Source organism: Burkholderia latens (assembly GCF_902499045.1).
GTDB classification, from domain to species: domain Bacteria; phylum Pseudomonadota; class Gammaproteobacteria; order Burkholderiales; family Burkholderiaceae; genus Burkholderia; species Burkholderia latens.
Window position 1 is genome coordinate 1 of the sequence record NZ_CABVPL010000042.1, and the last position, 19,231, is coordinate 19,231.

At 68.3% G+C, this 19,231-nt stretch carries 16 protein-coding genes and 1 tRNA gene; 5 read left to right on the top strand and 12 right to left on the bottom strand.

All coding sequences use genetic code 11. The annotated features are described in order from the left end of the window. On the bottom strand, positions 1–235 hold a 235-nt coding region (locus tag BSE24067_RS23715; protein WP_174904872.1), incomplete at its 3' end, for a hypothetical protein. A gap of 23 nt (positions 236–258) precedes the next feature. Between BSE24067_RS23715 and argA the strand changes: the two genes are divergently transcribed. Next, positions 259–1,638 (top strand): amino-acid N-acetyltransferase, encoded by a 1,380-nt coding sequence (gene argA / locus BSE24067_RS23720; RefSeq protein ID WP_040144597.1) that lies wholly within the window; start codon positions 259–261, stop codon positions 1,636–1,638. Between the two features lie 53 nt (positions 1,639–1,691). After that, positions 1,692–1,967, top strand: a complete 276-nt coding sequence (locus BSE24067_RS23725; RefSeq protein WP_006478357.1) for an oxidative damage protection protein — start codon at positions 1,692–1,694, stop codon at positions 1,965–1,967. Positions 1,968–2,171: 204 nt separating this feature from the next. Here the strand turns inward: BSE24067_RS23725 and BSE24067_RS23730 are convergent, their stop codons facing one another. From BSE24067_RS23730 to BSE24067_RS23740, 3 genes are all read right to left on the bottom strand, one after another. Next, complete coding sequence (locus tag BSE24067_RS23730; protein ID WP_151068362.1) at positions 2,172–3,584, bottom strand: MFS transporter; 1,413 nt, start codon at positions 3,582–3,584, stop codon at positions 2,172–2,174. Positions 3,585–3,760: 176 nt separating this feature from the next. Continuing rightward, positions 3,761–4,996, bottom strand: coding sequence for a CaiB/BaiF CoA transferase family protein (locus BSE24067_RS23735; RefSeq protein ID WP_174904873.1), 1,236 nt, complete (start codon positions 4,994–4,996; stop codon positions 3,761–3,763). Further along, positions 4,993–6,747, bottom strand: coding sequence for an acyl-CoA dehydrogenase family protein (locus tag BSE24067_RS23740; RefSeq protein WP_151068360.1), 1,755 nt, complete (start codon positions 6,745–6,747; stop codon positions 4,993–4,995). Before BSE24067_RS23740 ends, BSE24067_RS23735 begins: the two co-directional genes overlap by 4 nt. 171 nt (positions 6,748–6,918) lie before the next feature. Here BSE24067_RS23740 and BSE24067_RS23745 point away from each other — a divergent pair, with 171 nt between their 5' ends. Next, the gene (locus BSE24067_RS23745; protein WP_151068359.1) at positions 6,919–7,821 is read left to right on the top strand and encodes a LysR family transcriptional regulator; all 903 of its coding nucleotides are present in this window, start codon (positions 6,919–6,921) and stop codon (positions 7,819–7,821) included. A gap of 36 nt (positions 7,822–7,857) precedes the next feature. Here the strand turns inward: BSE24067_RS23745 and BSE24067_RS23750 are convergent, their stop codons facing one another. After that, entirely contained in the window at positions 7,858–9,276 is a 1,419-nt protein-coding gene (locus BSE24067_RS23750) for an amino acid permease (protein ID WP_151068358.1), read from the bottom strand. A 92-nt stretch (positions 9,277–9,368) separates the two neighbouring features. Beyond that, the gene (locus BSE24067_RS23755) at positions 9,369–10,451 is read right to left on the bottom strand and encodes a porin (protein WP_151068357.1); all 1,083 of its coding nucleotides are present in this window, start codon (positions 10,449–10,451) and stop codon (positions 9,369–9,371) included. A gap of 183 nt (positions 10,452–10,634) precedes the next feature. Between BSE24067_RS23755 and BSE24067_RS23760 the strand changes: the two genes are divergently transcribed. Then, positions 10,635–11,117 (top strand): Lrp/AsnC family transcriptional regulator, encoded by a 483-nt coding sequence (locus tag BSE24067_RS23760; RefSeq protein ID WP_151068356.1) that lies wholly within the window; start codon positions 10,635–10,637, stop codon positions 11,115–11,117. Positions 11,118–11,200: 83 nt separating this feature from the next. Then, positions 11,201–11,275: transfer RNA gene (locus BSE24067_RS23765), tRNA-Val, on the top strand. 157 nt (positions 11,276–11,432) lie between these two features. On the opposite strand, the gene BSE24067_RS23770 is transcribed toward BSE24067_RS23765, so the two are convergent. The 6 genes from BSE24067_RS23770 to hutI all read right to left on the bottom strand — a co-directional run bounded on the left by BSE24067_RS23770 (position 11,433) and on the right by hutI (position 19,229). Continuing rightward, positions 11,433–12,827 carry an aspartate aminotransferase family protein gene (locus BSE24067_RS23770; protein WP_174904875.1) on the bottom strand — a complete coding sequence of 465 codons (1,395 nt, stop codon included), beginning with the start codon at positions 12,825–12,827 and terminating at the stop codon, positions 11,433–11,435. A gap of 28 nt (positions 12,828–12,855) precedes the next feature. Continuing rightward, positions 12,856–14,193, bottom strand: coding sequence for a glutamine synthetase family protein (locus BSE24067_RS23775; protein WP_151065183.1), 1,338 nt, complete (start codon positions 14,191–14,193; stop codon positions 12,856–12,858). A 10-nt stretch (positions 14,194–14,203) separates the two neighbouring features. Then, the gene (locus tag BSE24067_RS23780) at positions 14,204–15,016 is read right to left on the bottom strand and encodes a gamma-glutamyl-gamma-aminobutyrate hydrolase family protein (RefSeq protein ID WP_151065182.1); all 813 of its coding nucleotides are present in this window, start codon (positions 15,014–15,016) and stop codon (positions 14,204–14,206) included. Between the two features lie 732 nt (positions 15,017–15,748). Beyond that, the gene (gene hutG, locus BSE24067_RS23785) at positions 15,749–16,546 is read right to left on the bottom strand and encodes an N-formylglutamate deformylase (protein WP_151065179.1); all 798 of its coding nucleotides are present in this window, start codon (positions 16,544–16,546) and stop codon (positions 15,749–15,751) included. A gap of 59 nt (positions 16,547–16,605) precedes the next feature. After that, positions 16,606–17,982: a formimidoylglutamate deiminase gene (locus BSE24067_RS23790; protein WP_151065178.1), complete on the bottom strand. Its 1,377-nt coding sequence runs from the start codon at positions 17,980–17,982 to the stop codon at positions 16,606–16,608. A 23-nt stretch (positions 17,983–18,005) separates the two neighbouring features. Then, positions 18,006–19,229: an imidazolonepropionase gene (gene hutI, locus BSE24067_RS23795; RefSeq protein WP_151065177.1), complete on the bottom strand. Its 1,224-nt coding sequence runs from the start codon at positions 19,227–19,229 to the stop codon at positions 18,006–18,008. Positions 19,230–19,231 lie beyond the last annotated feature (2 nt).

Sequence of the window (19,231 nt, forward strand, 5' to 3'; positions counted from 1 at the left end):
CGGCGTCCTCCGGCGCGCGCTTCGCGGCCGGCTGGCTCTGCTGACCTTGCTGGCCGTCGTTGCGGCGCCGTTCGTCGCCGCGCGGCCCGCGCGGCGGCTTGCCCGCCTGCGGTTGGTGTTGTTGCTGCTGGCGCGGCTCGCCCTGCTGCCGGCGCGCATCGGCTGCACCTTGCGGGTGCTTCGCCGACGGCGCGTTGGCCCGCGTCGGCGCGGGACTTTTAGGTACATTCGACATGGGGGCGCATTATAATCCCGCCCATGAATTCCCAAACCGACCTCCCACCCGCCCAGACCGGCGCCGCGACGCCGCCGGCCGCCGACGATTCGGCCGCCAGCCACGCGCAGTTCGTCGACTGGATGCGCTCCGTCGCGCCCTATATCCACAAGTTCCGCAACAGCACGTTCGTCGTGGGGTTCGGCGGCGAGGTGGTGCAGCAGGGGCTGCTGAACGCGCTCGTGTCCGACATCGCGCTCTTGCAGGCGATGGGCATCCAGATCGTGCTGGTGCACGGCTCGCGGCCGCAGGTCGAGGAGCAACTGAGCCTGCACGGAGTCGAATCCGAGTTTTCGCACGGGTTGCGCATCACCGATGCGCGCGCGCTCGAGTCCGCGAAGGAAGCGGCCGGCGAAGTGCGTCTCGACATCGAGGCCGCGATCAGCCAGGGTCTGCCGAATTCGCCGATGGCGCACGCGCACATCAGCGTCGTGTCCGGCAATTTCGTGACCGCACGGCCGGTGGGGATTCTCGACGGGGTCGATTTCGCGCATACGGGCATCGTGCGCAAGATCGACGCCGAATCGATCCGCCATTCGCTCGCGAGCCGCAAGCTCGTGCTGCTGTCGCCGCTCGGCTTCTCGCCGACCGGCGAGGCGTTCAACCTGTCGATGGAAGACGTCGCCTCGGCCGCCGCGATCGCGCTGCGCGCCGACAAGATCATCTTCCTGACCGAAGCGCCCGGCATCGTCGACGACGAAGGCGTGCTGATTCGCGAAATGTCGCTCGACGCGGCGGCCGAGCTGCTCGATTCCGGCAACATCCAGGGCGACGACGCGTTCTTCCTGAAGCATTCGATCCGCGCGTGCCGCGGCGGCGTGACGCGTGCCCACCTGATCCCGCAGTCGCTCGACGGCAGCATGCTGCTCGAGCTGTTCCTGCACGATGGTGTCGGCACGATGATCTCGTACGAGAACCTCGAAAGCCTGCGCGAGGCGACGCCGGACGACGTCGGCGGCATCCTCGCGCTGATCGAGCCGCTCGAGTCGGACGGCACGCTGGTGCGGCGCGGCCGCCACCAGATCGAACGCGACATCGACCACTTCTCGGTGATCGAGCACGATGGCGTGCTGTTCGGCTGCGCGGCGCTGTACCCGTACCAGCAGGAAAAGATCGGCGAGATGGCGTGCCTCACGGTCGCGCCGGAAGCGCAGGGCTCGGGCGACGGCGAACGCCTGCTCAAGCGCATCGAGCAACGCGCCCGCGCGCGCGGCCTCACGCACATCTTCGTGCTTACGACGCGCACCGAGCACTGGTTCCTCAAGCGCGGCTTCGTCAAGGTCAGCGTCGACGACCTGCCGGAAGACCGCCGCAAACTCTATAACTGGCAGCGCAAGTCGCTCGTGCTGATGAAACAGCTCTGAGCGCAGGCACGACTGCCCTTCCCCCCAGACACCGATTACAGGAGAAGTACACGATGGCTCGAATGATCCAATGCGCGAAGCTCGGCAAGGAAGCCGAAGGTCTCGATTTCCCGCCGCTGCCGGGCGAGCTCGGCAAGCGCATTTACGAAAGCGTGTCGAAGGAAGCGTGGCAAGGCTGGCTCAAGCAGCAGACGATGCTGATCAACGAGAACCGCCTGAACATGGCGGACCCGCGCGCGCGCCAGTATCTGATGAAGCAGACCGAGAAGTACTTCTTCGGCGACGGCGCGGACCAGGCGTCCGGCTACGTGCCGCCGACGGAAGGCTAAAGCGCCGCGCATCTCGCGCGGAGGCCGGCCGGCCCGGCCTCGCCGCGAAGCACACCGAACGGCACCGTGTTATCGCACGGTGCCGTTCGCTTTTGGGCCGCTCGATCTTTGCTTGGCGCGAACCGGCGCAACGCGACGTACGATCCGCCCGGCGCCCGATACCGCGGAATCGCCACGTCGCCGCGTCGCGCCAGCCGGCGCGGCTCAACCCGCGGGTTTCAACGTACCGCGATCGCCGGGCGGCGCGACTTCGCCGTCCGGATTCGCCGCCCGCGTGGTTTCGGTACCCCATTCGGCCGCGTCGCTGCGCTCGGCGGTCGACAGCTCGTCCGCGCGGTAGCCGGTGCGATTGAGCAGCGCGAGCATGCACGCGAGCGACACGAGCGCATACAGGCCCGACGCGATCGCGACGCCGACGATGCTGCCGGTCGCGTTCAGGATCGCCTGCGCGAGCACCGGCGTGCCGCCGCCGACGACGAGCGCGCTCAACTGGTACGCGAGCGACAGCCCCGTATAGCGGATGTTGGCCGGAAACACGCGCGCGAGCACGCCGCCGACCGCACCGTAGAACATCGCCGACGGGATCGTCGAGATGCACATCCCCGCGACGGCGATCCAGTACGAACGCGTCGCGAGCGCATGGAACATCACCGGCATCAGCACGATCTCGGGAATCAGGATCCAGCCCATCGCGCGCCGCATGTCGACCTTCGACACGAACCATGCGCCGACCGGCTGCATCAGGAACTGCACGACCAGCGAGATCGACAGGATGCCGAGGAACGTGCCCTGCGCGTAGCCGAGCTCCTTCGTCGCCCACGACAGCGCGAACGTGCTGCGAAAGTACGTGACGTTGATCACCGGCAGCGTGCCGGCCGCGAGCAGCACGACGGGCCAGTGATCGCGCACGACGTCGCGCAGCGGCAGCTTCACCGTGCGCTTGCGCGCGAGCACGCGCTGCATGTCGAGCGATTCCTCGAGCCGCAACCGGATCACCATGCCGATGATCACGAGCACCGCCGACAGCAGGAACGGAATGCGCCAGCCCCACGTCACGAACGACGGCGCCGGCAGCGCGCTCAGCGCGAAGAATGCGGCGGTGGCGAGCAGGTTGCCGGTGGGCGAGCCCTGCTGCGCGAACGCCGCATACAGGATGCTGCGGTGCTTCGGCGCGTTCTCGCTCGCGATCAGCACCGCGCCACCCCACTCGCCGCCGACGGCGATCCCCTGCAGCACGCGCAGCACGACGAGGCCCGCGGGCGCCCATACGCCGATCGATGCGTAACCGGGCAACAGGCCGATGCCTGTCGTCGCCAACCCCATCATCACCAGCGTGATCACGAGCGCGGTCTTGCGGCCGACGCGATCGCCGAGATGCCCGAACGCGATCCCGCCGAGCGGCCGCGCGGCGAAGCCGGCCCAGAACGTGACGAACGCGAGCAGCGTCGCGACGCCGGGGTTCATCGTGCTCGAGAAAAACACCTTGCCGAACACGAGCGCGGCGGCGGTGCCGTAGATGTAGAAGTCGTACCACTCGATCGTGGTGCCGACGAACGCCGCGACGGCGGCGCGGCCTGGCCGCGGCTGCGCGGCGCTCGGGGATTGCGGACGGCTCATCGATGTCTCCATGTATGTGATCGGCGGCGCGACTGCCGCGCGCGTGGCCTGTTCGCCTGCCTTGCGCCGCCGGCGGGCGGGGGTGCTGCTTCGTGCTGCGCCGGTGCTGCGTGGATGCCGCGCTGCGTTACGTCGGGCTAGCCCCGGATGCGCACGCAGCGGCCGCGAGCGCTCGTTCACATCGGCTCGGGCGCGATCTTCAGCACGCCGGCGTCGAGCAGTTGCTGCTCGAGGGCGCGATCGACGCCGAGCCGATCGAGCACCGCGCGCGTATCGCGGCCGAGCGCGGGCGGCGCCGACCGGTAGGTCGCCGGCGTGCGCGACAGCTTCACCGGCGATGCCGTACCGCGATATGCGCCGATCTCGACGAACAGCTCGCGATGCAACGCGTGCGGGTCGCGCGCGACGTCGGCGACCGTGCGTACCGGCCCGCACGGCACGCCCGCTGCCATCAGGTCGCGCGCGAGCGGCTCGCACGGGTGTATGGCGAGCCGCGCTTCGAGCTCCACCTTCAATTCGCGCCGATGCGCGCAGCGGCTGCGGTTGCCGACGAAGCGCGGATCGCTCGCGAGCGCCGGGGCGCCGAGATGCGCGACGAGCCGCGCGAACTGCCGGTCGTTGCCGACCGCGAGGAAGATCGGCACGGTCGCCGTTCGGTAGCTGTCGTACGGCGCGATGTTCGGATGCGCGTTGCCGCTGCGCTCGGGCACGCGCGCCGAGCCGAAGAAGTTCGGCAGATGCGGATGCAGCAGCGACACGCCGCAGTCGTACAGCGCGATGTCGATCGACTGGCCCTGCCCGCTTTGCTCGCGCTCCGCGAGCGCGAGCAGGATGCCGGCCAGCGCGTTGAGCCCGGTGACCATGTCGACGATCGGCAGGCCGATTCGCGTCGCCGCACCGTCGCGCTCGCCGTTCACGCTCATCAGCCCGGCCATCGCCTGGATCACCGCGTCGTAGCCGGGCAGGCCGCCGAGCGGGCCGTCCGCGCCGAAGCCCGTCACCGCGCAGTGGATCAGACGCGGCAAACGCGGCTGCAGGTCGCGCGCGTAGTCCATTCCCCAGCGCGCGAGCGTGCCGGGCTTGAAGTTCTCGACGAGCACGTCGGCGTCTTCGAGCAGGCGCCACAGGATCGCGCGCCCTTCTTCGCGGGACAGGTCGAGCGCGAGCGCTTCCTTGTTGCGGTTCACGCCCATGAAGTAGCACGCGGTGTCGCCGACGAACGGCGGCCCCCAGCCGCGCGTCTCGTCGCCGTCGGGCGGCTCGATCTTGATCACCGTCGCGCCGTGGTCGGCGAGCGCCTGCGTGCAGTACGGGCCGCCGAGCACGCGGCTCAGGTCGACGACCTTCAGGCCGTCCAGCGCGCCGCGACGCGAATTCGCAGCCATCGCTTTCGTCGCTGTCGTCGCATTCATCGCTCGACCTCCGGCAGCAGGTCGAGCGCCATGTCGAGCGGCACCGGCAGGCCACGCACCAGCGCGTCGAACGCCGCCGCTTCGTCGTCGCGCGACGCGGGTGCGAGCGGGTCGACCGGCAGCAGCTTGTGGCGCACGATCAGGTGCGCGAGCGCGAGACGCCGGTAATCGGGCGCGAGCTGCGCACCCTCGCAGGCCATCAGCACGGCCGCGCTCGCGTAGTACAGCGCCGACGCGGCCTGCCGCACACACGCGTCGTCGCCGTCGGAGGCCACCCTGGCGAGCGCGTCGCATGCGCGCGCGAGAATCCGCCGCAGCGCCGCGCGGCTCGCATCGGGCAGCGGCGCGGCGCCGAGCCGGTCGCCGAGGAACGCGCGCAGCGCGTCGAGCGCCTGCTCGCGCTGCGCGGCGCGCGCGACGTCGAGCGCGACGATGTTGCTCGTGCCTTCCCAGATCGAGCCGAGATGCGCGTCGCGCACGAGCCGTGCGTCGCTCCATTCCTCGATGTAGCCGATGCCGCCGCGCACTTCCATCGCATCGCCCGTCACGCGGCGCGCATCGCGGCATGCGCGGAACTTGATCAACGGCGTCAGGATGCGCACGCAGCGCGCGGCCTGCGCGTCGCCCGCATCCGCATGCGGCAGCAGCAACGCGATCTGCATGAACATCGCGCGCGCGGCTTCGGCGGGCAGCAGCATCTTCATCAGCTGGCGCTGCATCAGCGGCATCTCGATCAGCTTGCGGCCGAACGCGGCGCGGTGCGCGGCCACGTGCAGCGATTCGTTCAGCGCGCGCCGCATCAGCCCGGCCGCGCGCACGCCGTTCGACAGCCGCGACATGTTGATCATGTCGGCCATCTGGTGGAAACCGCGGCCGATCTCGCCGATCAGATACGCGTGCGCGCCTTCGAGCGCGATCTCGCCGCTCGCCATCGAACGGCTGCCGAGCTTGTCCTTCAGCCGCACGATCCGGTAGCGGTTGCGCGTGCCGTCCGGCAGCATCTTCGGCAGCAGGAACAGCGCGAGCCCGTTGATGCCGTCCGGCGCGCCGTCGGGCCGCGCGAGCACCATCGCGAGATCGGCGTCCGCGTTCGAGCAGAACCACTTGTCGCCGTAAAGGCGCCATATCGTGTCGCCGTGCGCGTCCGTCTCGCGTGTCGCGCGCGTCGCGATGCGTGCGACGTCGGAGCCGGCCGCCTGTTCGGTCATGAACATCGCGCCCTGGAACAGCGTGTCGAAATCGCGCGACGCAAGCAGCGGCAGGTAGCGCTCGACGAGTTCAGGCTCGCCGAAGCGGCGCAGCGTGCGCGTCAGCGAGTCGGTCATGCTGACCGGGCAGCACAGTCCGAATTCGGCCTGCACGAACAGGAACGTCAACGCGTATTTGACGAGCGGCGCCACCGCTTCCGGCTGATGGCTCAGCGACGCGAGCCCGAGCTCCGAATACGCGACGCGTTCGAGCGCGACATACGCGGGATCCTTGTCGATCCGCTGCACGGCTTCGCCGCGCCGGTTGCGATGTTCGAGCACCGGCGGATGCTTGTCGGCGCGCGACGCCCATTCGTCGAGTTCGCCCGACACGCGCGCGCCGAGCGCGTGCAGCTGCGGTTCGAGCGCCGCGTAACGGGCCGCGCCGAGATGCAGCTTCAGCAGCGCGCCGAGATCAGGATCGGCCGTGAAGAAATTGATCCCGCGGCTGTCGGGGATGTTGTTGGCTGCGCCGAGATCCGGCGTGCGAGCGATGTCGTTCATGCATGCGTCTCCAGGATGGCCCGGCTGCCGGCCGGCGCCCGCGCGGCGATCGCGCGAACGCCGGGTGCCAGGCGTTCAGCAGAGCGTAGGCGCACGATCGATAAGCGTCCAATACAGGATTTGTCCGGTACGATAGACAGCGCTTATCAATGCCGATGCGGAGGAGACACCATGGAACTCAGGCAGTTGCGCTACTTCGTGGCGGTCGCCGAGGAACTGCATTTCGGACGCGCGGCGAAGCGCCTGTTCATCTCGCAGCCGGCGCTCAGCTTCGACATCCGCAAGTTCGAGGGCACGCTCGGCGTGCAGCTCTTTTCGCGCAGCAACAAGACGGTCGCGCTGACCAACGCCGGCGCGGTGCTGCTCGGCGAAGCGCGCCGGCTGCTGCTGCAGGCGGCCGAGGCCGAGCGGCTCACCGTGCGCTCGGCGTCGGGGCTCGCGGGCCGGCTGCGGATCGGCTTCGTCCATTCGATGCTGTATCGCGGGCTGCCCGATGCGGTGCGGCGCTTCGAGGCCGACTATCCGGGCGTCGAGATCGTGCTGAGCGAGATGAACACGCAGGCGCAGGTGCAGGCCATCCAGCGCGGCCAGATCGATCTCGGCTACGCGCACTGGGGCCACTGCCCGCCCGAGGTCGAATCGGCGCAGGTCTATGCGGAGCCGTTCGTGTGCTGCCTGCCGGCCGCGCATCCGCTCGCGCGGCGCCGTCAGGTCGCGCTCGCCGCGCTGGCCGCGGAGCCGTTCATCCTGTTTCCGCGCGATGCGGCGCCGCACTATCACGACCTGATCATCGCGCAGTGCGTGAATGCGGGCTTCAGCCCGCTGATCCGCCACGAGGCGCGGCTGTGGCAGACGATCCTGTCGATGATCGAGTTCGGGATGGGCATCGCGCTGGTGCCGCGCGTGCTGCAGCAGGTGAAGAGCGAGCGGCTCGCGTTCCGGCCGCTGAAGGATGCGTCGCTCGAGTCGCGCACGCTGGAGTTGAAGCGCAGCGGCACTGCCGAACCGGTCGCGCTGCGCTTCGCCGACTACGTGCGCGCGTCGATCGACGCTTTGCCGGCGCTCGCGGGCTGAGGCGGCGCGCCGTTGCGTCGCGCCGGTACTGATCCGTTACTTTGCCTCCGGCTGCAGCGCCGGCTGCGCGCGCCGGTACCACACCGCGTAGACGACCGACAGCGCGATCAGGAACGGAATGCCGAAGATCGGCGTCATGTGGAATTCGGCCGTGAAGTAGGTCGTCACCATCACCGCGAGCATCAGCGCCGCGCCGAGCAGCGTCAGCAGCGGAAAGCCGCGCATCCGGAACGCGGGCGCCGGCAGGCCCAGCGCCGCGCGACGCCGCCGGAAGCAGTAATGCGTGACGAAGATCATCATCCACGTGAACAGCGCGCCGAACATCGACACCGCCATCATGATCGTGAACGACGCGTCCGGATACAGCACGCTCAGGACCGTCGCGAGCGCGATGCCGAGCGTCGAGAGCAGCAGCGCGCCGAACGGCACGCCGCGCGCATTCACGTCTCCGAGCGCCTTCGGCGCATAACCCGCTCGCGACAGGCTGAACATCATCCGCGTCGTGATGTAGAGCTGGCTGTTCATCGCGGACAGCGCGGCGATCAGCACGACGAAGTTGATCAGCCCGGCCGCGCCGGGCAGGCGAATCGCCTCCATCACCTTCACGAACGGGCTCTCGTCGCGCCCCGCCGCCGTCCACGGCACGATCGCGAGCATCAGCGCGAGCGTGACGAGGTAGAACAGCACGAGCCGCACGATCGTCGAGCGGAATGCGCGCGTCACCGCACGCTCGGGATCCTCCGCCTCGCCCGCCGCGACCGCGATCATCTCGATGCTCAGATAGCTGAAGATCGACACGATCACCGCGACCCACATCCCCCACATGCCCTTCGGAAAGAAGCCGCCGTGCCCGGTGTAATGGTGGAAGCCTGCGCGGGCTGCACCGTCGCCGACCAGCGCCGGATCGGCAAACACGACGTACGCGCCGAGCACGATGAAGCCGACGATCGCCGCGATCTTCACGACCGAGAAACCGTATTCGACCGCGCCGAACACGTCGACGCTGCGCGCGTTGACGAACACGAGCAACGCCGAGAAGCCGACGATCCACAGCCAGCCCGGCACGCCCGGGAACCAGTACTTCATGTACAGCGCGATCGCGGTGACTTCGGTGCCCACCGCGAGCACGATGCACGCCCAGTACGCATAGCGCACGAGGAACCCGGCCCACGGGCTCACGTAATGTTCGGCGTATGCGCCGAACGACCCGGAGGTCGGGTGCGCGACCGTCATCTCCGCGAGACAGCCCATCAGCAACAGCGAGATGAACGCACCGATCGCGTAGCTGACGAGCACGCTCGGGCCCGCGAAGCCGATCGCGAACCCGCTGCCGAGAAAGAGACCGGTGCCGATCGCACCGCCGATCGCGATCATCGCCATCTGCCGTGCGGAAAGCGTGCGGCGCAGACCGTGCTCGCGCGCCGCGATGTGCTGGAATTGCCCTTCTGGTTGCATCGAATGACCTCGTTTCAAAACGTGTGTCCGGCCGAAACGTCGACGGCGCGCGGACCGGTGCCGGACTGCACCGGCCACCGCGCGCCGCGTACTCAGAACAGGTGGCGCAAGCCGGCCGCGATGCCCGTCTGGTTGCCGCGTCCGGGCATTTCGGTGAACGCGCCGCCGGTCACCCGGTTGTAGTCGATCGTCGCGTAGACCTGCGTCGCCTTCGACAGCGCGTACTCGGCCTCCAGCACGCCCGTATAGCGCTTGCCGTCGTTACCGGCGATGCCGTTGACGTTGCGGATGTCGTCGTAGTACGCGACGGCCGTCACCGATACCGCCGGCGTGACCTTCACGCTCGCGCCGGTATAGAAGATCGCGTCGCGGCGCGGGTTGTCGGCGAACGAACCGTAGGTCACGTCGCGGCCCGGCGCGTTCAGCAGCTGCTGGTCGAGCATCCCCGTGCGGTCGATGCCGCCGAGATAGCCCGCGTACAGCGTCGCCGCGCCGTACGCGTAGCGTGCACCGGCGCCCCACGCCTGCTGTGCACGGCTCGTCAGGTCGCGCACCTGCTGGTAGGTCGCGCCGATCATCAGCCCACCGACCGTGTACGACCCGCGCGTGCCCCAGTACGCATTCGCGCCGAGGCTGCCGGCGACGCCGCCGAAACCATAGCTCGCGCCGACGTTCAGTCCGCCGAACGTGCCGTCGTAGCTGACCACGTTGCTCGCGCGGCCCTGCGTGAGGAAGTACGGCCACATGTTGGCCGGGTAGTTGCCGACCGTCAGCGGATCGAGATCGCCGAACAGGTTGAACGCTTCGGTCGCCTGCCGTCCGAGCTTCACCGTGCCCCAGTCGCTCGCCAGGCCGACATACGCGTAGCGGCCGAACAGCGCGCCGTCGAGCTGCCCGTTCTGCGGCTCGAAGCCGCTCTCGAGCCGGAAGATCGCGCTCAGCCCGTCACCGAGCGCTTCGCTGCCCTTCAGCCCCCAGCGGCTGTTCGTGATCGCGCCGTTGGTCATCTGCACGCTCGCGTCGTTCGACGCGTTCGCATGCGTCGTGTAGCGGATACTCTGGTCGACGATGCCGTACAGCGTCACGCTGCTCTGCGCCATCGCGCCGCTCGCGGCGAGCAGGCCCGCCATTGTCTGCAATGCGAATCGATTGATGCTTGTCACCTTCGTCTCCATCCTTGTCCGAGTTATCGATGTGTGCTGGTGCTGGTGCTGGCTTGGCGCGGTGGCCGTGCGGTCGACGCATGCGGCGCATGTTATCGAGGACGAAATAGAATGAGCTTCACTTTTCGATGACGAATCACCCAGATTGCAGTAGAGTCTGCGTCTTTCATCTCAATAACAACGGGATTCTGCGAAATGGATCTGGATCGAACCGACATGCGGATCCTCCGACACCTCGAGCGGGACGGACGCATCAGCAATCAGGACCTCGCGAACGCGATCGCGCTGTCGCCGTCGGCGTGCCTGCGGCGCGTGAAGCTGCTCGAGGAACGCGGCGCCATTTCGGGCTATCGCTGCACGATCGAGCCGAAGAAGGTTGGCGTCGCATTCGAAGCGCTCGTGCACGTGGCGATGCGGCCGGACGTGCCCGAATGGCACGACCGCTTCGTGGAGGCGATCCAGCAGTGGCCGGAAGTCATCGCCGCGCAAGTCGTGACGGGCGGCTCGAATTACGTGCTGACGGTCCGGGCGCGCGACCTCGACCACTATTCCGACTTCGTGATCAACCGGCTGCATCGCGCGGCGGGCGTGATGTCGATCAATTCGAGCATCGTGCTCGCGACGCTCAAGCGCGACGGCTCGATCCTCGATCTCGTCGAGCCGTCGACGGCCGGCTGACGGACTTTTTGCGCCGGCCTGAAAAATATTTGAAGAAAGTACTTTACGAGCCCAAAAAGCTCTGACATAATTTCAGCTTCTTTGGGCGGTTAGCTCAGCGGTAGAGCACTGCCTTCACACGGCAGGGGTCACTGGTTCGATCCCAGTACCGCCCACCAAAGAATTCAAGGGCCTGCGTCTCACGACGCAGGCCCTTTTCGTTTTGCGCGTCGCGTTTTCGCGGCTCGCCGCCCCTGCCGCTTCCTTTCGCGCGCGAACCCGTTCGACGCGCAACGACGCTTCGGCCACATGCAATCGAAGCGTCGCGACGACTGGCTACCCTCCCCGCCCGACCCGTTGCGCCGTCGCATCGAACGCGCGCCTCGCCTTGTCGACGATCTCGTCGACCTCCGCTTCGCGAATGACCAGCGGCGGCGACAGCAGCATCCGGTCGCCGGTCGCGCGCATGATCAGGTTGCCGTTGAAGCAGAAATCGCGGCAGATCGTGCCGATATCGACGCTCGCATCGAATCGCTCGCGCCCCGCACGATTGCGCGCAAGCTGAACGCCCGCGACGAGCCCCGCCCCCGCAATCTCGCCGACGATCGGATGATCGCCCAACGCGTCACGCAGACGGCGCTGGAAATACGGCCCGATATCGCGCTTCACACGCTCGACGATCCCTTCGTCGCGCAGCAGCTTCAGGTTCGCGACCGCCACCGCGGCCGCGACCGGATGGCCCGAGTACGTGAGGCCGTGGTTGAATTCGCCGTTGTCGATGATCGGCCGCGCAACGCGTTCGTGAATGCCGACCGCGCCCATCGGCACGTAGCCCGACGTCAGCCCCTTCGCCATCGTGATCAGGTCCGGCTCGAAGCCGAAGTGCTGATGCGCGAACCATTCGCCGGTGCGCCCGAACCCGCCGATCACTTCGTCGGCCACCAGCAGGATGTCGTACTTGCGGCAGATTCGCTGGATTTCCGGCCAGTACGTCGACGGCGGGAAGATCACGCCGCCCGCGCCCTGGAACGGCTCGCCGATGAACGCGGCGACGTTCTCCGCGCCGAGCTCGAGAATCTTCGCTTCGAGCTGCTGCGCACGCGCGAGGCCGAAGGCTTCCGGCGTCTCGCCGGCCTGCGCGTCGCCGAAGAAATACGGCTGATCGATGTGCACGATGTGCTCGACCTTCGACGGCATCTGCTCGTGCATGTAGCCCATCCCGCCGAGCGTGCCGCCGGCGATCGTCGAGCCGTGATAGCCGTTCCTGCGCGAGATCACGTATTTCTTATGCGGCTTGCCCTGCACGCGCCAGTACTGATGCACGAGTCGCAGTACGGTGTCGTTGCCTTCCGAGCCGCTGTTGCAATAGAAGAAGTGGTTGAAGCCGGCGGGCGTCACTTCGGCGAGCATCGCCGACAGTTCGATGATCGGCGGGTGCGTCGTCTTGAAGAACGTGTTGTAGAACGGCAGTTCCTGGATCTGGCGATATGCGGCATCGGCCAGTTCCTTGCGGCCGTAGCCGACGTTCACGCACCAGAGCCCGGCCATCCCGTCGATGATCTTGTTGCCGTCCGAGTCCCACAGATACACGCCGTCGGCCTTCACGATCACGCGGCTGCCCGCGCGATTGAGCGCCCCCATGTCCGAGAACGGGTGGATATGGTGCGCGGCGTCGAGCGCGCGGTATTCGGCGGTCGGCCGCGCGGCGACGGTTTCGTTTCGTTCGGTCATGTTGCCTCCGCTGGTCGGTGCCGCACGCTCACACGTGCAGCAGAAGATGGCGACGCTCCCACGAACTGATCACGCGGAAGAACGCTTCGTATTCGGTTTCCTTCAGCGCCAGGTACGCCTTCACGAACTTGTCGCCGAGAATGCCGGCGAGCGGCGTGCACGCGGCCATCAGCGAGATTCCCTCCTCCAGGTTGCGCGGCAGCTGGTACGGAAGGTCGTAGCCGTCGGATGCGATCGGCTCGGTCGGCTCGAGCTGCTGCGTGAGACCGAGATAGCCGGCCGCGAGCGTCGCCGCGAACGCGAGGTACGGGTTGCAGTCGACGCCCGGAATCCGGTTCTCGATGCGCCGCGCGACGGGCGCCGACTGCGGAATCCGGAAGCCGACCGTGCGATTGTCGTAGCCCCACTGCACGTTGATCGGCGCGGCCATGAAGCGCGACAGCCGGCGATACGAGTTGATGTACGGCGCGAAGATCGGCATCAGCGCGGGCGTGTACTTCTGCAGCCCGGCGAGATAGCTATGGAACATCGGCGACACGACGCCGCCCTCGTCGGCGAACAGGTTGCGGCCCGTGCGCACATCGGCGAGGCTCTGGTGGATGTGCATCGCGGAGCCGGGCTCGCCTTCCATCGGCTTGGCCATGAACGTCGCGTACATGTTGTGGCGCAGCGCGGCCTCGCGCACCGTGCGCTTGAACAGGAACACCTGGTCGGCAAGCGACAGCGCGTCGCCGTGCATGAAATTGATCTCCATCTGCGCGGCGCCGACCTCGTGGATCAGCGTCTCGATATCGAGGCCCTGCATCTCGCAATATTCGTAGATGTCCTCGAACAGCGGATCGAACTCGTTGACGGCCTCGATCGAGTACGACTGGCGGCCGGTTTCCGCACGGCCCGTGCGCCCGACCGGCGGACGCAACGGCAGGTCGGGGTCGGCGTTCATGTCGACCAGATAGAACTCGAGCTCCGGCGCGACCACGGGCTTCCAGCCCTTCTCCTTGTACAGGTCGAGCACGCGGCGCAGCACGTAGCGCGGCGAAATCTCGACCGGCGAGCCGTCGAAATGCACGCAGTCGTGAATCACCTGCGCGGTCGGATCGACGGCCCACGGAATCAGGCAGATCGTCGAAGAATCGGGCACGCACACCATGTCGGGATCGGTCACGCCGGTCAGCGTGCCGTCCTCCGGATAATCGCCGGTGACGGTCTGCACCATCACGGCCTGCGGCAGGCGCATCGATTCCCCGGACTCGAACTTGTTGCGCGGAATGATCTTGCCGCGCGCAATGCCGGCCATGTCGGGAATGATCGCCTCGACTTCGGTGATGCGGTGCTGACGCAGGAATTCGCTCAGTTCGGGTTGCATGTCGGCCTCGTTAGTCGATGTCGATGTCGGATGCGGCCGACGGCGGCATCGCGCCGCCGGCCGCATGAACGCGGTGCGCCATCCGCGCGCGGCACGCCGCGCCGAATGCCCCGAAGATGTCGCGCGACAGCGGTTGCTCCGCGTGTCGCCATTCGGGATGCCACTGCACGCCGAGCGCGAACGCACGCGCGCCGCGCACGCTGACGGCTTCGATCAGCCCGTCGGGCGCGCTCGCCTCGACGGCGAGCCCCGCGCCGAGCCGCGCGATGCCCTGGTCGTGCAGCGAATTGACCAGCGCGTCCTGCGCACCGCGCGCGACCCGCTGCAACAGGCCGCCGGGCGCGAACTGCACGCGGTGCGCGGGGCCGTACTGCCGCTCAAGCGGATCGCCGTCGCGTTCGCGATGGTCGTCAAAGCCCGGGCTCGCGTGGAGCCGCTGATGCAGCGTGCCGCCATACGCGACGTTCAGTTCCTGCATCCCGCGGCAGATCGCGAGCACGGGCACGCCCGCGTCGATCGCGGCGCGGATCAGCGGCAGTGCGGTCGCGTCGCGCGCGGGGTCGTGCAGCGTGTCCGGCGTACTCGCAGGGCCGCCGTAGCGATGCGGCTCGACGTTCGAATAGCTGCCGGTCAGCAGCAGCCCGTCGATCGATGCGACGATCGCATCGGCCGGCTGGCGTGCGCCGAGCGCGGGCAGCACGAACGCGAGCGCGCCGGCGCCGTCGACCAGCGCGACCAGATACTTCTCTCCGGCCGTGTGGTTCGGATGGGCGCCGCGCATGATGCGGTCGGCGGTGACGGCTACGATCGGGCGCGGTCGCATGATCGCCTCCGCGGTGAGTGCGCGCCGCGCGCTCGGTCACGCGCGCGATACGGCGAAAACTGGTGTGGGCACGGCACGCGCGCGTGCGCGGCCGCGCTGCGCGGACGATGCGGCAGCCGGCCGGGCGACCCGATGCGAAGGCGGAAAAGGACGCTAGGGCAACAACGAAGCGCTGCCGTCGCACTGCACCGCGCTGAACACGTGCGCGGTCACGAGGTTGAAGCGGCGCAGGCCGCGATGGGACACAGCGAAGAAACGGGGCTCGCGTATGAGGGCGGCGCGCGTGCCGCGATCAGCATGCCGGATCGGCCCGGCATGAGGCGGCGCGCCCGCCGACGGACTTCGGGTCCGGCGTATCGATGGGCTGGCGGCTTTCACGATCGTACTCGACTGACTGATGAAGGCAGGACACGTGTCGCGATGAAGCGGAGGCGGCAATGCCGCGCGGCGACACGTCGGCAAGGTGTCTCGCCACGGATTCCGGCGCGGTGCGGCGCTGATCGGCGCCGTCGCGGCCGGTGCGCGCGTGACGACTTCCTGACATTCAGCTTATATCAACTAAAAATTGCGTCAAATTTTCAGGTATCGATCGCGGTATCGGTCGGACGAAAAAAAACGGCATCGACGCGCCGCGTCGGTGCCGTTTTGTGCGCTGCGTCGGCATGCTCGGCGTGCGCCGGCGCGCCGCCGCGGGATGTCCAGCCGCGCCGCCGCATGCCGCGGCCCGGCCGATCAACGATGCGCGAGCGCGGTTTCAACCAGCGTCTGCAACAGCGGCACGATGCGCGACGCGCGCGCTTCGTCGTACGCATACGGACGCGTCTCTTCCATGTAAGTAATCTGCGACAGCTCGAGTTGCACGGCCTCGACGCCTGTGTCGGGCACGCCGTAGTGTCGCGTGATGTAGCCGCCCTTGAAACGCCCGTTCGCGACGGCCGTATAGCCGCCGTGCGCGGTCACGCGCGCGGCCAGCACGTCGGCGAGGCCGGGCCGCGCGCTCGCGCCGCTCGACGTGCCGAAGTTGAAGTCAGGCAGGCGGCCGTCGAAGAAGCGCGGCACGTGCGAGCGGATCGAATGCGCTTCCCACACGAGCACGCGGCCATGCTCGCGCTTGAGCCGCGCGATTTCTTCCTGCAGCGCGTCGTGATACGGACGCCAGTAGCGGTCGCGACGGCGCATGATCTCGTCGTTGCCGGGCAGCGCGTTCGCCGGATACAGCGGCACCTTGTCGAACGTGTCGACCGGCACGAGCCCGGTCGTGTCCTGCCCCGGATACAGGTTCTCGTTGTCGGGCGGACGGTTCAGGTCGACCACGTAGCGCGCATGCGACGGCACGAGGATCGACGCGCCGAGCGGCGCGGCGAATCCGTACAGCCGCTCGAGGTGCCAGTCGCAATCGTCGACGAAGCGTGCGTCGGGCGTCATCGTCGCGGCGATGTCGTCGGGGATGTGCGTGCCTGCGTGCGGAATCGAGATCAGCAGCGGCAGCGTGCCCTGCTTCAGCGTGAATACAGGCGGTTGTTCAGTCATGTCGGATCACCGTAAAAGTCTGCCGGCGCGCACGAAGCGCATGCGCCGGCGGCCGCGCGTCAGCGCAGCAGTTGCGCCAGCGCGGCGCGGTAGTCCGCATACGCAGCGGTTTCGTCGCGATGGCGGCGGCCGCTCACGACGCGCTCGCCGCCGGTGTACACGTCGAGCACCGGCGTGTCGCCGTGCTCGGCGAACACAGCGCCCGACAGCCACGCTTCGCTGCCGTGTTCGGCGATCGCCGGATGATCGGGATCGAGCACGAGCCAGTCGGCGCGGCAACCTTCGCGCAGCGCGCCGATACGCCGCCCGCTGGCCTGCGCGCCGCCGGCGAGCGATGCGTCGAACAGGCGATCGGCGACATGCGGCTGCGTGTCGCTCGCGAGCACGTTGCGCGCACGATGCACGAGCCGCTGCCCGTATTCGAGCAGACGCAGCTCCGAGCGCCAGTCGACCGATGCGTGGCTGTCCGAGCCAATGCCGATCACGCCGCCCTGCGCGAGATAGTCGACGGCCGGGAATACGCCGTCGCCGAGGTTCGCTTCGGTCGTCAGGCAAAGGCCTGCCACCGCGCCGCGCTTCGCGAGCGCCGCCGTTTCGGCCGCATCGACGTGCGTCGCGTGCACGAGGCACCAGCGCGCATCGACGTCGAAGCGATCGAGCAGCCATTGCACCGGGCGCGCGCCGTACGCACGCACGCAATCGTCGACTTCAGCCGTCTGTTCGGCAATGTGGATGTGCACCGGTGCGTCGTCCGGCAATCCTTCGAGCAGCGCGCGCAGCCCGTTTTCGGACACCGCGCGCAGCGAGTGCGGCGCGACGCCGTAACGCAGGCCGCCATGCTCCGGCGCGACGCGGCGCATCGCGTCGAGCAGTTCGAGCAGGCCGTCGGGCGTGTTGATGAAGCGGCGCTGGTCGTCGCGCGGCGGCTTGTTGCCGAAACCGGCGAACTGGTACGACACGGGCAGCATCGTGATGCCGATGCCGACCGAGCGCGCGGCGTCGATCACGCGCGTGCCGAGCTCCGCGATCTGCGGATAGCGCGAGCCGTCCTGCGCGTGATGCACGTAGTGGAATTCGCACACCGACGTGTAGCCGCACTTGAGCATCTCGACGTACAGCCAGCGTGCGATCGCGGCGAGCGCATCGGGCGTGATCTTCAGCGCGAAGCGGTACATCAGGTCGCGCCAGCTCCAGAAGCTGTCGGCGGGATTCGCGCGGTATTCGGTGAGCCCCGCCATCGCGCGCTGGAACGCGTGCGAATGCAGGTTCGGCATGCCGGGCAGCACGGGTCCGGCCGCGCGCGCGACGCCGGCCGGCGCATCGGTGTCGGGCGTCACGTCGGTCAGCGTGCCCGCCGCGTCCCAGCGCAGCAGCACGTTGCGGCGCCAGCCGCCGGGCAGATAGGCATGGTCCGCGAACAGCGTCATGTCGGTCATGGTGAGTGTCGTCTCTTGCAAGGCTAGCCGTTCATTCGGCGAAACACGGTCGAACCGCCGCGCACGACCTGCTCGCACAGCGGCCGGCCGATCCAGTACGCGAGCTCGGACAGCGAGCCGACCGACCACGCGGCGAAGTCGGCCTGACGGCCGACTGCGAGCGCGCCGTGACGATCCGCGCGGCCGAGCGCCGCGGCCGCATGACGCGTCACGCCTTGCAGCACCTCGGGCACCGTCATCCGGAACAGCGTGCAGCCGAGATTCATCGTCAGCAGCAGCGATTCGAGCGGCGACGTGCCGGGGTTGTGATCGGTCGCGAGCGCGATCGGCACGCCGTGCTTGCGCAGCAGTTCGAGCGGCGGCAGTTGCGTTTCGCGGATGAAGTAGTACGCGCCGGGCAGGAGCACGGCGACCGTGCCGGCCGCCTTCATCGCTGCGATGCCGGCTTCGTCGAGAAATTCCAGGTGGTCGGCCGACAGCGCGCGGTAACGCGCGGCGAGCGCCGTCCCGCCCGCATTCGACAGTTGCTCCGCATGCAGTTTCACCGGCAGCCCGCGCCGCGTCGCGGCCTCGAACACGCGCTCGGTCTGCGCAAGCGAAAAGCCGATGCGTTCGCAGAACACGTCGACCGCGTCGACGAGCCCTTCGTCGGCCAGCGCCGGCAGCATGCGGTCGCACACTTCGTCGATGTACGCATCCGCGCGCCCCGCATATTCGGGCGGCAGCGCATGCGCGCCGAGGAAGGTCGTGTAGACGGTGACGGGAAAACGCTCGCCGAGCTGGCGCGCGACACGCAGCATCTTGCGCTCGCTCGCGAGGTCGAGCCCGTAGCCCGACTTGATCTCGATCGCGGTCACGCCTTCGGCGAGCAGCGGCTGCAGGCGGGCGGCGGCCTGCACGAACAGCGTCGTCTCGTCGGCCGCGCGCGTCGCGCGCACCGTCGACACGATCCCGCCGCCCTGCCGCGCGATCTCCTCGTAGCTGACGCCGGCGAGGCGCTGCGCGAACTCGTCGGCGCGCGTGCCGCCGTACACGAGGTGCGTATGGCAGTCGACGAGACCCGGCGTCACCCATGCGCCGTGCAGGTCTTCGCGCTGCCAGTGCGCATAACCGTGCGGCAGCGCGGAAAACGGGCCGAGCCACGCGATCGTGCCGGTTTCGTCGACGGCGATCGCCGCGTCGTCGATCGTTTCGTCGGGATGGCCGTGCGGACACAGCCTCAAGTGATGCCAGACAGTCGGTTTCATGC